The following is a 13,528-nucleotide window of genomic DNA, read 5'->3' as shown; positions in this document are numbered from 1 at the left end:
CCATGACCAACGCCCCGATCTACGACGCGGCCAAGGAGCGGATCGCCTCGCTGGTCGAGGGCCGTGACCCGCTCACGCCCGTGGCGGCGACGCCCGGCTGGTCGGTCAAGGACGTGGTGGCGCACCTCGCCGGCGGTCTGCGCGACTTCGCGGACCGCCGGTTCGACGGTGTCGAGTCCGGCGAGTGGGGCGAACGGCAGGTGCGGGACCGCCGCGACAACACGCTGGCGGACTCGTTCGCCGAGTGGGACGCGAACCTGGAGCTGGCCCGGCCGCTGTTCGACACACCGATGGGGCCGGTGCTGGTGACCGAGGTGATCGCGCACGAGCACGACCTCCGCGCGGCGCTCGGGGCTCCGGGAGGCCGCGACGGCGTCGAGGTCCGGGCGGCGCTGGTGCGGCCGTTGCAGCAGCTCGACCAGCGGATGCGGGAGAACGACGTGCCGGCGTTGCGGATCACGCTGGAGCACGGCGACCGCGTGCTCGGGCACGGCGAGCCCGCCGGGACGCTGCGGACCACGTCGTTCGAGCTGATGCGGGCGATCGGCGGGCGGCGGTCGGCGGACCAAATCAAGGCGCTCGACTGGGACGGCGATCCGGACGTGTGGATCTCCTCGCTGGCCTTGTTCGGGCGGCACCGGGCGGAACCGTTCAGCGAGTGATCTGCAGGGTGTAACTTTCCCTGGCGTGGGCGACTGGCTGGCGGACACGCGCGACTCCTACGACACGGTGGCGGTCAGCTACGCCGACTACACGCGTGGGTTGCTCGACGGCCTGCCGCACCTGCGGGCCGCGCTGCGGCTGTTCGCGGAGGAGGTGCGCGGACCCGTCGCGGACGTCGGCTGCGGGCCCGGAACCGTCACGGCGCTCCTGAACGGGCTCGGCGTGGACGCGTTCGGGATCGACCTGTCCCCCGCGATGATCGCGCTGGCGCGGGAGAACCACCCCGGGCTGCGGTTCGAGGTGGGGTCGATGACGGAGCCGCTCGGCCACGAGGTCGGCGGAATCCTCGCCTGGTGGTCGTTGATCCACGTGCCCGACCAGCTCGTCCCCCTGGTGTTCGGCCACTTCCACCAGGCGCTGCGGCCGGACGGCTTGCTGCAGCTGGGTTTTCACGCCGGCGACCGCACGAACCTCAAGACGCAGGGCTACGGCGGGCATCCGATGAGGGTGAACGTGCACCTGCGGCCGCCGGACCGGGTCGCGGGGTGGCTGCGTGACGCGGGCTTCACCGTGGAGGCGCGGTGGCTGCTGGGCGAGGACGGCGCGGTGCTGTTCGCGCGCCGCGGGTGAGACCATCTGGCCGTGTCAGAGGAACAGACCTGCCAGCGTTGCGGTGAGACGGTCGAGCTGGAGACCGAGGACTTCGAGTTGTTCGAGCGGATGCACCCCGAGTGCTTCCACTTCGCGTTCGAGCACGACCTCGCGAAGCCGGGCCTGAGCCCCGACGAGAACTGCGGCGACGACGCCTGTCCCGTCGGGGCCTGAAAACCCTCGATCAGCTGCTGTACGCCTCGAGCGGCGGGCAGGAGCAGACCAGGTTGCGGTCGCCCTTCGCGCCGTCGATCCGGCGGACCGGCGGCCAGATCTTCGGAGCACCGGTACCGGCCGGGTACACGGCCTCCTCGCGGGTGTACGGGTGGTTCCACTCGCCGACGGTCACGCAGGCCGCGGTGTGCGGCGCGTTGCGCAGCGGGTTGTCCTCGACGGGCCACTCGCCGGCGCCGACGCGGTCGATCTCGCGCTTGATGGCGATCATGGCGTCGATGAACCTGTCGATCTCGGCCAGGTCCTCGGACTCGGTCGGCTCGACCATCAGGGTGCCGGCGACCGGGAACGACATCGTCGGGGCGTGCAGGCCGTAGTCGGCGAGCCGCTTGGCCACGTCGTCCACCGTCACGCCGGTGGCCTTGGTGATCGGGCGCAGGTCGAGGATGCACTCGTGGGCCACGAAGCCGCCCTCGCCGGTGTAGAGGACCGGGTAGTGCTCGTCCAGCCTGCGCGCCACGTAGTTCGCGGCGGCCACGGCCGTCAGGGTGGCGCGGCGCAGGCCGTCGCCGCCCATCATCCGCACGTACGCCCACGAGATCGGCAGGATCGACGCGGAACCCCACGGGGCGGCGCTGATCGGGCCGACGCCCGTGGCGGGACCGGCGGTGGGCTGCAGCGGGTGGTTCGGCAGGAACGGGGCGAGGTGCGAGCGGACGCCGATCGGGCCGACGCCGGGGCCACCGCCGCCGTGCGGGATGCAGAACGTCTTGTGCAGGTTCAGGTGCGAGACGTCCGAGCCGAACTTGCCGTACCGCGCCAGGCCGATGAGAGCGTTGAGGTTCGCGCCGTCGACGTACACCTGGCCGCCCGCGTCGTGGACCAGGCCGCAGACCTCGCGGACGGTGTCCTCGTACACGCCGTGGGTCGACGGGTAGGTGATCATGATCGCGGCGAGGTCGTCCGCGTGCTCGGCGACCGTGGAACGCAGGTGGCCCATGTCGATGTTGCCCTTGTCGTCGCACTTCACGACGACGACGCGCATGCCGGCCATGACGGCGGACGCGGCGTTGGTGCCGTGGGCGGACGACGGGATCAGGCAGACGTCGCGGTCGGCGTTGCCGTTCGCGCGGTGGTAGGCGCGGATCGCCAGCAGACCGGCGAACTCACCCTGCGAACCGGCGTTGGGCTGCAACGACACCGCGTCGTACCCGGTGACCTCGGCCAGCCAGGCCTCGAGATCAGAGACGATGCGCAGCAGACCGGCAGCGTCCTCGGCGGGAGCGAACGGGTGCAGCGTCGAGAACTCCGGCCACGTGATGGACTCCATCTCCGCGGTGGCGTTCAGCTTCATCGTGCAGGAGCCGAGCGGGATCATGCTGCGGTCCAGGGCGACGTCCTTGTCGGACAACGCGCGCAGGTAGCGCAGCAGCGCGGTCTCCGAGCGGTGCGCGTGGAAGACCGGGTGGGTCAGGTAGTCGGACGTGCGGCGCAGGTCGGCCGGGATGCCGTCCGCGGTGTCGGCGTCGATCGCGTCCACATCGGCCCCGGTGACACCGAAGGCCTGCCACACGGCGACGACGTGCGCGCGCGTGGTCTTCTCGTCGCAGGCGATGGCGACGACGTCCTCGTCGACCTTGCGCAGGTTGATGCCGGCGGCACGGGCCTTCTCGACGACCGCGGCGGCCTCACCGGGAACGCGGACCTCGACGGTGTCGAAGAACTCGCCGTGCACGACGTCCAGACCGGCCTCGCACAGGCCCGTGGCGAGCACGGTGGCCAGGCGGTGCACGCGGGTCGCGATGGCGCGCAGACCCTCGGGACCGTGGTAGACGGCGTACATCGAGGCGATCACGGCCAGCAGCACCTGCGCGGTGCAGATGTTCGACGTGGCCTTCTCGCGGCGGATGTGCTGCTCGCGCGTCTGCAGCGCGAGGCGGTAGGCCAGCGAGCCGTCGGCGTCGACGGAGACACCGACGAGGCGGCCGGGCAGCTGACGCTCCAGGCCGGACCGGACGGCCATGTAGCCGGCGTGCGGGCCACCGAAGCCGATCGGCACGCCGAAGCGCTGGGTGGTGCCGATGACGACGTCCGCGCCGATCTCGCCCGGCGCGCGCAGCAGCGTCAGCGCGAGCAGGTCGGCGGCGACGACGGCCTGGGCGCCCGCGGCGTGGATCTCCTCGATCAACGCGGCCTGGTCGCGCACCACACCGGACGCGCCGGGGTAGGACAGCAGGACGCCGAAGAAGTCGCCGCCGAGGCCGAGGCCCTCGATGCCCTGCGACAGGTCGGCGACGACGATCTCGATGCCCAGCGGCTCGGCGCGCGTCTCGATCACGGCCAGCGTCTGCGGCAGCGTGTCGGCGTCGATGACGAACTTGTTCGACTTCGCGCGGCCGGCCCGGCGCACCAGCGTCATCGCCTCGGCCGCGGCGGTCGACTCGTCCAGCATGGACGCGTTCGCGACCGGCAGGCCCGTCAGGTCGCCGACCATCGTCTGGAAGTTCAGCAGCGCCTCAAGACGGCCCTGCGAGATCTCCGGCTGGTACGGCGTGTACGCGGTGTACCAGGCGGGCGACTCCAGGACGTTGCGCAGGATCACGCCCGGCGTCACGGTGTCGTAGTAGCCGAGACCGATCATCTGCGTCATCGGGCGGTTCTGCGACGCGAGCTCACGCAGTTCCGCGAGCGCCTCGGTCTCGGTGGCCGGGGCGGGCAGGTCCAGCACGAGGTCGCGCTCGTGGATCGACGAAGGCACCGCGTGCTGCGCCAGCTCCTCGAGCGAACCGACGCCGATGACGTCGAGGATGCGCGCGAGCTCGGCGGGGCGCGGGCCGACGTGGCGGTCGGCGAACGGGGTGCCGTGCTCGAGAGCGGCGAGCGGCATCCGGAGGGGGTGGGCCCCCTGCTGGGGGTCGGTACTAACAGAGTCCTGCGTCATCAAACGCCTCCGGGGGGCTGCGGGCACACGTGTCCTGGTGCCCTCCCCGCTCTGTCCGTACCCGATGTCGGGCGCCTGAGAGGTTCACCCACCACGAGAATGGGCTTTCACCGTCGGCGGGATTCCGGGGAATCCACTTTCCAGAGGCGTCTCGCTCGGGCGGTCCTGGGTGCCTGAGAGGTTCCCGGGGAGGGAATTGCTCCTTCGGCGCCGGGCTCGAAGCCCGGTCTCTCCCGCCTGAGTTCAGCGACTACCCGCGCAGAATACCCGCAGGCAGCCCGGCTAGTCGCTACGGACGCGACCTACGTCTCAACACCAAGACCCCGCAGCACCCCGCCGACCGGATCGAGCAGGTCGTCGCGCACCGCCGCCAGCAGGTGGTCGGTGCTCACGACGTCGTCCCCGCGCTGGGCCGCGACGAGCTTCGCGCCTTCGACGAAGCGCTCGACCCCGGCGCCGGGCGCCACCGGCAACGTGGCCGGGTCCACTCCCGCCGCCCGCAGCGCCGCCGCTGTGCCGGACGCGAACTCCGGCTTCAGCCGCCGCCCCGCCACGGCCAGCTGGTGGTCGACCGTCAGCACCGCGGCCACGAGGTCCCGGGACGAGACGGTCCGTTCCGCGGCGACGGCGATCCGCTCGGCTTCGTGGCGGACGACGGTCAGCACCGGCCCGCCCAGTCCCTGGCCGCGCGCGATCAAACGGGTCAGCCAGCGCACGTACCCGCCGCCGGACTCCCCTTCCAGCGCTCCTGCCTTGCGCAGCAACCACACCGCGGGCGCGTCCTCGGGCACGGCGGCCGCCCGCACGGCCTCGGTCGTCGCCTCGACGTCCACCCGCAGCACGGTGAACAGGTCAGCGGCCCGGCCGGACTCCTGCGACAACAACGCCACCGAGAGATGCGTGGTGGTGAGGACACCGTCACCGGCCCGCGCGATCGCCGCCCGCAGGCACCCGTCCAGCGCACGGCTGACCGGCAACGGCGACTCGACGCCGGCGGAGTGGCGGGCGGTGCGCATCAGCGCCATGACTTCCGGATCAGCCTCGGGAAGCACACCGCCGTCGTCACCGGCCCAGTGCTCGGTTCCCCGTGCGGCCGCTTGGGCCCGCAACGACTTCACGCCCAGCTTGCGACCGGGTCCACTGCTGTCGGCGAGCGCGATCAGGAGGTTCTCGGTGCCGACGACGCCGAACTCCAGCCGGGCCGCTCGCTTCACCGCGGCGGTCAGCACCTTCACGACCTGCCGGGAGGGTGTGGTGATCATGCGGACAACGCTAGGGACCGGCGAGGTCCCGGCGCTGCTGCCGACCGGCCATCCGCGACGGCCAGTCGGCCACGTTCGCCGGGCCGGTCAGCCGGTGGCACGCTCGCGGCGCCGGCGGGCCAGCTCGTCCTCGGTCATCGGAGCGATCTCGACGCCGTCCGCACGTTCGGCCGGGAACTCGTGGATCGTGCCGGAGATCTCGCGCATCGCGCCGCTCACCGCGATGCCGAACACGCCCTGACCGCCCTGGAGCAGGTCGACGACCTCCTCCGGCGAGGTGCACTCGTAGACGGTGGTGCCGTCGGAGAAGAGCGTGATCCTCGCCAGGTCCTGCACGCCACGCCTGCGCAGGTGGTCGACCGCGACGCGGATGTTCTGCAGCGAGACACCCGTGTCCAGCAGTCGCTTGACCACCTTCAGGACCAGGATGTCCTTGAACGAGTACAACCGCTGGCTACCGGAGCCGTGCGCCATCCGCACCGTCGGGGCGACGAGTCCGGTCCGGGCCCAGTAGTCGAGCTGGCGGTAGGTGATGCCCGCGATCTGACACGCCGCGGGACCCCGGTAACCGACGAGCTCGTCCGGCAGCGAGGAGTCCGGGAACAGTTCACCCTGCAGCCCGGATTCCGCCCTCAAGGGCGCTTCCTCGACCACGCCTGCCTCCCCTCGGAACGGCCACGAAACTCATGACCGTCAAGCCGCCGCGTCCACTCTCGTGAACCGGCGACGTCCACTCGAGTCCGACGGTAAGACCGCTCCGAGGGCAGGTCAACGCGACGCGCGGGGAGTGTCGACTCTCAACCTCAGGTAGAGGGTCATACCGTCACCCGAACAAGGACGTTCAGGTGACGTTTAGTGATCGTTTAGCGGGCGATCGGAGCGGAACGTAGTCCGATAGAGCGACACGCTGGCGGGTTGCGGTGGATCCAAACGAGACAGACAGCGACGTGCCGCCGATCAGGTGTCCGCGCCCCTGAAGTCTTCCGGGGACACCGAGTCGAGGAACTCGCGGAACTTCTCGACCTCGTCCTCCTGCTCGTCCGGGATGATGAGGCCCGCCTCGGCGAGCACCGACTCCTCGGCGTGGATCGGGACGCCCACGCGCAACGCCAGCGCCACCGAGTCCGAGGGCCGCGCGGACACCCGCACGTCGCCGTCGAACACGAGCTCCGCGAAGAACGTGCCCTCCTGCAGATCGGTGATCCGCACCTGCTCAAGGTTTCGGCCCAGCGCTCCGATGACGTCCTTGAGGAGGTCGTGCGTCAGCGGCCGGGCAGGCCGGACGCCCTGCTGCTCGAGAGCGATGGCGGTGGCTTCGACGGAGCCGATCCAGATCGGCAGGTACCGCTCGCCCTCGGTTTCGCGCAGAAGAAGAATCGGCTGGTTCTGGGGCAGCTCCACCCGCACGCCGACGACGCGCATTTCGCTCATCGGGTCTCGCCTCCCTGCAGTCGTTCTGGTCCCAGACCAGATCGAGGAGTACCCGGATCACACCCGAGCATCCCCCGGCGTACGTGTTCGACGCTACCCGCCAAGCGGGCCGTGTGCTCAATTGTTGCGGGCAGATCGTGATCAAGACTGCACCATCGGCAGACCCGTGCACAGGCGGATCAGGACTGGCGCAAGCCCGCTTTCACCAACAACGTGTGCAACGAGGTGAACAGGTCAGCCAATTCCCGGACCGTCTCGGGATCTGAGAACGACTTCAGCAGAACCACCTCGTGATCCGCTGCCGCGCGGAGGGCGCGCAGGTGTTCGCGCTCGACGCCGAGTCCGGTCATCGTCCGGATCGTGCGGAGCGCGGTGATGTCGTCGGTGGTGAACCGGCCACCGGGACCGGGGCGCAGCAGACCGTCGCGCTCCAGCTGGGACAGCTGGCCGGCGTTCAGGCCGGTCTGGGCGAGGACGTCGGCGCGGGACACCGAGGTGGCGTCGACCGGGACGGCGTCGAGTTGCTCGCGGATCACCTTGAGCGGCAGGTACCTGTCGCGTTGCGCGGACAGCACGAACCGCAGCCTCTCGACGTCCGCCACGCTGAACTGGCGGTAGCCGGAGGCGGTGCGTGCCGGGCGGACCAGCCCCTCCGCTTCCAGGAAGCGGATCTTGGAGATGGTGACGTCGGGGAACTCGGGCCGGAGCAGTGCGAGCACCGCCCCGATGCTCGAGCCCCCGCGTGGTGGCCGCCCGGCCGTCACGCGTCAGGCTCCCGCGGAGCCAGGACCCGTCAGGAAGACGAGACGGAACTTGCCGATCTGGACCTCGTCACCGTTCGCGAGCACGGCCTGGTCGACCGGCTCCCGGTTGACGTAGGTGCCGTTGAGGCTGCCGACGTCGATGACGACGAACTCGCCGCTCTCCCGGCGGAACTCGGCGTGCCGGCGCGAGACCGTCACGTCGTCCAGGAAGATGTCGCTGTCGGGGTGGCGCCCGGCGCTCGTCGTGTCTCGGTCCAGCAGGAACCGGGAACCGGCGTTCGGGCCGCGCTTCACCACGAGCAGCGCGGAACCGGCGGGAAGGGCGTCAACACCGGCAACGGCCGGCTCCTGTGCGGGCGCCTCGGCGCCGCCTTCCATCTCCTGGAGGAAGTCCGCCCGGAAGACGGAGGTCCGCTCCGGGGACTGCTCCGGCGGAACGCCTGGGCCGTCGTTCGTGCTCACCTGAGCTCTCCTCCTGCTGCTGGATCCGTCACTTCCGGTAAAACCTATCGCGTTGGGGTCACCGCCTTCAGCGCGGCTCCCCTTCCGGCCGAAGATCCGGCGAAAGATCGACGTCACTCCTTCTCCACCAAAGCTTTGTACCCGTCCGCGTCCAGCAGGCCGTCGAGCGCTTCCGGGTCGTTCAGCCGGATCTCGACCATCCAGCCCTCGCCGTACGGGTCGCTGTTGACCGAGTCGGGCGTCTGGACCAGGGCGTCGTTGATGGCGACGACCTCGCCGTCGAGCGGTGAGTAGAGGTCGGAGACGCTCTTGGTGGACTCGACCTCGCCGAACGTGTCACCCGCCGCCACCGTGTGACCGACCTCGGGCAGCTGGACGAAGACGACGTCACCGAGCTGTTCCTGGGCGTAGTCGGTGATGCCGACGCGCACGGTGTTCTCGCCGGTGCTGGCGACCCACTCGTGCTCCTCGGTGTAGCGAAGCTCCTCGGGAATCAACTGACTGCGCTCCTCGTGCTGAACCTGTATGGGGTGATCTTTTCACGCGACCGTGCGAGGTGTTGCCCGCAGGGCCAGGAAGAACTGGTAGACGTACAGCAGCGCCGACCACAGGTAGAGCGCTCCGCCCCAGGCCGTGAACGCGTAGGCGAACGGCTGGGCGGCCTGGGCCCAGCCCGAGTCGCCCTGCGCGAGCAGCAGCAGGGGGAACGCGTACAGCAGGTTGAAGGTAGCGGCCTTGCCCAGGTAGGTGACCTCGAACGGCCCCCAGCCCCGGTACCGCAGGACCAGCAGGCAGAGGCCGACGACGACCTCCCGCCCCACGAGCACCAGGGCGATCCAGAGCGGCACGATGTCCCTGATCACGAACGCCAGCAGCGTGCAGAACACGTAGAGGCGGTCGGCGGCGGGGTCGAGCAGCGTGCCGAGGTTGCTCATCTGGTTGAGCCAGCGGGCGAGCTTGCCGTCGAGCCAGTCGGAGAAGCCCGCGAAGACGAGGACGAGCAGCGCCCAGCCGTCTTCGCGGGGTCCGAGCAACAGGTAGAGGAAGAGCGGAACTCCGGCCAGCCGCAGCACGCTGAGCAGGTTCGGAATCGTCAGCAGGCGATCAGCCGGATCACGCACACCCGCACTCTAAACGAGTGACTGCGCAAGGGCTGCCGGATGGCGTCACGGCACGCGGTGCGACTGGTTGCGGGCGGTGCGGGACGTTCGTTTCCTACGGGTGAGCTCAGGCTGTCCTGGTGAGTGTCCAGCCGCGGCGCTGCATCTCGGCACCGGTGATGGCGTGCGGGCGGCCCCGGTCGTCGCGACCCACCCAGCGAGCGCGGAAACCCTCGAGCACGTACGCGTGGCCGCGGCTCCACACCACGCTGCACGGCGTGGTCGGCAGCCCGGTCTGAGTCGCTGCGTCCTGCTGCGGCTGGGTTTCCATGGCGGTTCTCATTTCGGTCCCTCCGTGACACCAGGGATGTCGCGCGCCGGGGCTCCGGCGTTATCCCTGCGAACGAATTTTGGCGGACTGTGGTTCAGAACACGTCTCCCGTGCGGGTCCCCAGCGGTGACTGGATCAAACGGCGCGCCGAGCTGTTCGGGCCCGAAGCTGAACGGATGGACGGGTGCTTGCCGGTGCAACCGTTCGTCGTACGACGATGACCGCACGCCGTTCGAAAAGGATCGGCTCGGACTAACCTCGCAGGGTGGACCAGGTGAAATTCGGTACCGAGCTCATCTCCCGGCTGATGGACCATCTGTGCTCGCGGCTCGACGGCTGCGAGGGCGTGGGCCTCAGCGTGTGGCCGGACGGCAAGCTGCAGAGCGCCGCCGGCGTCGCGGCCGAGCTGGACCAGGCGCAGCTCGACAGCGGCGAAGGACCGCTCGTCGACGCCTCCCGCGACGAGCGGCAGGTGTCCGGGCGGGTCGGCGGCGTCGACGTGGTGGCGGTGCCGGGCAGCTGGGGCGACGGCGGCCCGGTGGTGCTGACGGTGTACCTGTCGCACCCGCCGCGGGTCGAGGACCTCAAGGTGATCGAGGAGGTGGAGCCGCTGGTCGCGACGGCCGCCGCGCTGGTCGAGTTCTGCGCGGGCGAGGTGCTGCGCGCCGACCAGATGGTGCGGATGGTGCAGCACCGCCGTCACATCGAGCAGGCGAAGGGCCTGGTGATGAGCGCGCGGTCGTGCCCGCCCGGCGAGGCGTTCGAGCTGCTCGTGCGCGCCAGCCAGCACGCCAACGTGAAGCTGCGGGACGTGGCCGAGGCGCTGGTGCTGATCGTCGGCGGGACACTGGAGGACAGTTCGGACGAGGTCGGCGAACCGCCGGCCGCCGCGTTCGACACGGCGCGACGGCTTTGGCAGGCCCTGCGCGTTTGAACCGGGCATTGTCCGGGTACCGACTCCTCGACCTGTCCTGTCGAGCGGCGTCTCCCGTACGGTGATGCCGCAGCGGTTGAGCCAGCAGCCGCGGGGGACCGCTGCGCGGCGGTTCCCGGTAATTTCCGAAGAGGGAGTACATCGGTGACTGTGCAGGACCCGCGAGCGGAACAGACCATCGAGCTGTCGGTGCGGCAGCCGGCGCCCGGTGCCACCGTCCTCGCCGTGTCCGGCGAGGTCGACATGGTGTCGGCGCCGGCGTTGCGCGAGGCGCTCGTCGACGGCCTCCGCGACGGCGGCACCTTCGTCGTGGACATGACCGGCGTGACGTTCCTCGGTTCCGCCGGCCTGGCGGTGCTGGTGGAGGCCGCCCGGCTCGCCCCGCAGCAGAACGCGGCCTTCAAGGTCGTGGCGACGGCACGGGCCGTCACCCGTCCGCTGGAGGCCACCGGGCTGGGTGAGGTGTTCAGCCTGCACCCGTCCGTGGACTCGGCGCTGGGCTAAGGCGTCCGGACGGTGAGGCGGTTACCGGCCGCCCTGAGCGCGTCGGCGACCGCGCGAAGAGCCTGTTCGACACCGCTCTTCTCCGCGCCGAGCCCGCTGAGGTCGACGGTCAGCGGCACCGTGCCGCCCCGCGCCGCGGTGCTCAGCGTGCGGCGCAACGACGGAGCGGCCTCCAGGGGCACGTTCCCCCGCACGACCGCTACTACGCCGGAGGAGGTCTCGTGGACCTGGACGTCGCACTCGGACGCGACCCGGGCCGCGGGCACCATGGGCGAAGGAGCCCGGTGCAGGCGCACTGTCGTGCCGCTCGCCCTGCGCTCGATCTCGACGTCGTCCACGCTTTCCCGCATGAGCAGCAGACCTCGTCCGCGCGTGGTCAGCGCGGGAGGCGGCACCCGCCACTGGCCGTGGTCGGTGACGTCGACGCGAGCCGACCCGTCCGGCTCGACGCGGGCGCGCACCTCGATGGTGCCCCGTGCCGGGCCGGGATAGGCGTGCTCCACGGAGTTGTTGACCGCTTCACTGACGGCGAGAACGAGATCGCTCGCCTCGTCCTCACCGAAACCGCTGTCCTGCAGCCATTCACGGAGCTGGTGCCGTACGGGCCCCACTTCGTGCGCGTCCGCCGGGAAGCGGAGAGCCAGGAAGTCATCGTGCACCAGCACAGCGCTCCTTCCAGGTGATCTCCTGCTGCCTCCAGCAGGTGATTTCCCTGGCGGCGGCACTAATACACGTGTGAAATTCGATCGATTCGGGTAGGGCATGGAACATGCCGGCCTTCAGCAGAACGGACTACGAGGTGGCTGTGACGCAATTGTCAGGGGTCGAACTTCGGATGGCCGCGGATCCCACGCAGCTGTCCATCGTGCGGGCCGTCGCGGCGGACATCGCGATGCGGCAGGACTTCGACCTCGACTCGATCGAGGACCTGAAGCTCGCCGTGGACGAGACGTGCTCGACGTTGATCACGCTGGCGGCGCAGGACGCCGTGCTCAGCTGCCACTTCGCGGTGGACGACAAGGGCGCGGTCCACGTCTCGGCGAAGGTCTCCGCGAAGTCCGCGTCCGGGCCCGACGAGGCCAGCTTCGGCTGGCGTGTGCTCACCGCGCTCGTCGACTCGGTACAGACCCGGGTCGAGGAGTCCGACGGGTTCGTGGTCCACATCGGCCTACTGAAGTCGACGGCAGGGGCGGTGGATGCGTGACCGGATCGGAAGAGGCGACCAAGACGGAGGAGACCAGGTCCTCCAGGTCGGGTGACTACGACCACCTGGCCCCGCTGTTCGCCGAGCTCGCCGCCACCGAGCAGGGGCCGCAGCGGGAGACGTTGCGGGACCGGCTCGTGACCGAGCACCTCCCGGTCGCCCAGCACATCGCCCGCCGGTTCGGTCACCGCGGGGAGCCGCACGAGGACCTCGTGCAGGTCGCGACGGTCGGCCTGATCAACGCCGTCGACCGCTTCGACCCGGAGCGGGGCAGTGACTTCCTGTCGTTCGCGGTGCCGACGATCATGGGTGAGGTCCGGAAGTACTTCCGCGACTCCAGCTGGTCGGTGCGCATGCCCAGGCGGCTCAAGGAGCTGCACCTGGCGATCAACGCCGGCACCTCGCGGCTGTCGCAGTCACTGGGCCGCGCGCCCACGCCGTCGGAACTGGCCGAGCACCTGGGCCTGACCCGCGACGAGATCCACGAAGGACTCGCGGCCGGAAACGCTTACCAGAGCGCCTCTCTGGACGACATGCTGATGTCAGAGGACTCGTCCATCTCGCTGGGAAGCACGATCGGCGAGGAAGACCCCGAGATCGCGATGATCGAGCAACGCGAGGCGTTGCACCCGTTGCTGGAGAAGCTGCCCGAGCGGGAACGCAAGATCGTGATCATGCGTTTCTTCGGCAACATGACCCAGACGCAGATCGCGCAGAAGGTCGGCATCTCCCAGATGCACGTGTCGCGGTTGCTCGCGAAGACGCTGCGTCAGCTCAGGGACGTGCTCGAAGAGGAGTAGGCACGGACACGGCGCCGGGCCGCGGACACGATCTGGCGCCGTTCGTCCTCCCCCATCCCGCCCCACACGCCGTACGGCTCCTGGGCCTCGAGCGCGTGGGCGCGGCACTGCCGCAGCACCGGGCACTGTCCGCAGATCGCCTTCGCCTTCTCCTCCCGCGCCGCACGCGCGTAGCCACGCTCGTTGTCGGGGTGGAAGAAGACGGCGCTGTTCTGCCCGCGGCACAGGCCGTCCATCTGCCAGTCCCACACGTCGGTGACCGGCTTGGGCAGACGGGTGGTGCAGGTCATCGCGACTCCCTGAGAAC

The 13,528-nt window shown here is 70.2% G+C and carries 18 protein-coding genes and 1 riboswitch; of the genes, 7 read left to right on the top strand and 11 right to left on the bottom strand.

Features of this window, described 5'->3' with window-relative positions:
* Nucleotides 1-2 precede the first annotated feature (2 nt).
* The 3 genes from ACRSBM_RS07935 to ACRSBM_RS07925 are packed head-to-tail and all read left to right on the top strand — an operon-like array spanning nucleotide 3 to nucleotide 1,488.
* Nucleotides 3-662: a maleylpyruvate isomerase family mycothiol-dependent enzyme gene (locus ACRSBM_RS07935; protein ID WP_434441241.1), complete on the top strand. Its 660-nt coding sequence runs from the start codon at nucleotides 3-5 to the stop codon at nucleotides 660-662.
* Between the two features lie 25 nt (nucleotides 663-687).
* Nucleotides 688-1,293 (top strand): class I SAM-dependent methyltransferase, encoded by a 606-nt coding sequence (locus tag ACRSBM_RS07930; RefSeq protein ID WP_434441238.1) that lies wholly within the window; start codon nucleotides 688-690, stop codon nucleotides 1,291-1,293.
* Between the two features lie 12 nt (nucleotides 1,294-1,305).
* Complete coding sequence (locus ACRSBM_RS07925; RefSeq protein WP_434441235.1) at nucleotides 1,306-1,488, top strand: hypothetical protein; 183 nt, start codon at nucleotides 1,306-1,308, stop codon at nucleotides 1,486-1,488.
* A gap of 10 nt (nucleotides 1,489-1,498) precedes the next feature.
* Here the strand turns inward: ACRSBM_RS07925 and gcvP are convergent, their stop codons facing one another.
* From gcvP to ACRSBM_RS07880, 9 genes are all read right to left on the bottom strand, one after another.
* Nucleotides 1,499-4,375 carry an aminomethyl-transferring glycine dehydrogenase gene (gene gcvP, locus ACRSBM_RS07920; protein ID WP_434441232.1) on the bottom strand — a complete coding sequence of 959 codons (2,877 nt, stop codon included), beginning with the start codon at nucleotides 4,373-4,375 and terminating at the stop codon, nucleotides 1,499-1,501.
* Between the two features lie 204 nt (nucleotides 4,376-4,579).
* A riboswitch (glycine riboswitch) is annotated at nucleotides 4,580-4,675 on the bottom strand.
* 56 nt (nucleotides 4,676-4,731) lie between these two features.
* Nucleotides 4,732-5,691, bottom strand: coding sequence for a Clp protease N-terminal domain-containing protein (locus ACRSBM_RS07915; protein ID WP_434441229.1), 960 nt, complete (start codon nucleotides 5,689-5,691; stop codon nucleotides 4,732-4,734).
* Nucleotides 5,692-5,778: 87 nt separating this feature from the next.
* Nucleotides 5,779-6,345 carry a MerR family transcriptional regulator gene (locus tag ACRSBM_RS07910; RefSeq protein ID WP_434441226.1) on the bottom strand — a complete coding sequence of 189 codons (567 nt, stop codon included), beginning with the start codon at nucleotides 6,343-6,345 and terminating at the stop codon, nucleotides 5,779-5,781.
* A 303-nt stretch (nucleotides 6,346-6,648) separates the two neighbouring features.
* The gene (locus ACRSBM_RS07905) at nucleotides 6,649-7,122 is read right to left on the bottom strand and encodes a bifunctional nuclease family protein (protein WP_030468959.1); all 474 of its coding nucleotides are present in this window, start codon (nucleotides 7,120-7,122) and stop codon (nucleotides 6,649-6,651) included.
* Nucleotides 7,123-7,301: 179 nt separating this feature from the next.
* The gene (locus ACRSBM_RS07900; protein WP_434441221.1) at nucleotides 7,302-7,841 is read right to left on the bottom strand and encodes a MerR family transcriptional regulator; all 540 of its coding nucleotides are present in this window, start codon (nucleotides 7,839-7,841) and stop codon (nucleotides 7,302-7,304) included.
* Nucleotides 7,842-7,889: 48 nt separating this feature from the next.
* Nucleotides 7,890-8,348, bottom strand: a complete 459-nt coding sequence (garA, locus tag ACRSBM_RS07895) for a glycogen accumulation regulator GarA (protein WP_030476302.1) — start codon at nucleotides 8,346-8,348, stop codon at nucleotides 7,890-7,892.
* Nucleotides 8,349-8,461: 113 nt separating this feature from the next.
* Nucleotides 8,462-8,845, bottom strand: a complete 384-nt coding sequence (gene gcvH, locus ACRSBM_RS07890; RefSeq protein WP_434441217.1) for a glycine cleavage system protein GcvH — start codon at nucleotides 8,843-8,845, stop codon at nucleotides 8,462-8,464.
* Between the two features lie 42 nt (nucleotides 8,846-8,887).
* Nucleotides 8,888-9,469 carry a CDP-alcohol phosphatidyltransferase family protein gene (locus ACRSBM_RS07885; protein WP_434441214.1) on the bottom strand — a complete coding sequence of 194 codons (582 nt, stop codon included), beginning with the start codon at nucleotides 9,467-9,469 and terminating at the stop codon, nucleotides 8,888-8,890.
* Nucleotides 9,470-9,575: 106 nt separating this feature from the next.
* Complete coding sequence (locus ACRSBM_RS07880) at nucleotides 9,576-9,791, bottom strand: hypothetical protein (RefSeq protein WP_434441212.1); 216 nt, start codon at nucleotides 9,789-9,791, stop codon at nucleotides 9,576-9,578.
* Between the two features lie 253 nt (nucleotides 9,792-10,044).
* Between ACRSBM_RS07880 and ACRSBM_RS07875 the strand changes: the two genes are divergently transcribed.
* Complete coding sequence (locus ACRSBM_RS07875; RefSeq protein WP_434441209.1) at nucleotides 10,045-10,713, top strand: ANTAR domain-containing protein; 669 nt, start codon at nucleotides 10,045-10,047, stop codon at nucleotides 10,711-10,713.
* A 144-nt stretch (nucleotides 10,714-10,857) separates the two neighbouring features.
* Nucleotides 10,858-11,217, top strand: coding sequence for an STAS domain-containing protein (locus ACRSBM_RS07870; RefSeq protein ID WP_434441206.1), 360 nt, complete (start codon nucleotides 10,858-10,860; stop codon nucleotides 11,215-11,217).
* Here the strand turns inward: ACRSBM_RS07870 and ACRSBM_RS07865 are convergent.
* A complete protein-coding gene (locus ACRSBM_RS07865; RefSeq protein ID WP_434441203.1) occupies nucleotides 11,214-11,882 on the bottom strand; it encodes an ATP-binding protein in 669 nt (222 codons plus the stop codon). The genes ACRSBM_RS07870 and ACRSBM_RS07865 overlap by 4 nt on opposite strands.
* Nucleotides 11,883-12,052: 170 nt before the next feature.
* On the opposite strand from ACRSBM_RS07865, the gene ACRSBM_RS07860 reads away from it, so the two are divergent.
* Entirely contained in the window at nucleotides 12,053-12,421 is a 369-nt protein-coding gene (locus tag ACRSBM_RS07860; RefSeq protein WP_434441200.1) for an ATP-binding protein, read from the top strand.
* Nucleotides 12,418-13,221: a SigB/SigF/SigG family RNA polymerase sigma factor gene (locus tag ACRSBM_RS07855; protein WP_434441197.1), complete on the top strand. Its 804-nt coding sequence runs from the start codon at nucleotides 12,418-12,420 to the stop codon at nucleotides 13,219-13,221. Before ACRSBM_RS07860 ends, ACRSBM_RS07855 begins: the two co-directional genes overlap by 4 nt.
* On the opposite strand, the gene ACRSBM_RS07850 is transcribed toward ACRSBM_RS07855, so the two are convergent.
* The gene (locus ACRSBM_RS07850) at nucleotides 13,191-13,511 is read right to left on the bottom strand and encodes a WhiB family transcriptional regulator (protein WP_434441194.1); all 321 of its coding nucleotides are present in this window, start codon (nucleotides 13,509-13,511) and stop codon (nucleotides 13,191-13,193) included. The two genes, ACRSBM_RS07855 and ACRSBM_RS07850, sit on opposite strands and share 31 nt — an antisense overlap.
* Between the last annotated feature and the right edge of the window lie 17 nt (nucleotides 13,512-13,528).

The organism is Lentzea xerophila, from assembly GCF_051094245.1.
GTDB lineage: Bacteria > Actinomycetota > Actinomycetes > Mycobacteriales > Pseudonocardiaceae > Lentzea > Lentzea xerophila.
The sequence above is the reverse complement of the archived record's forward strand: the minus strand, read 5'-3'. Positions and strand labels throughout refer to the sequence as shown.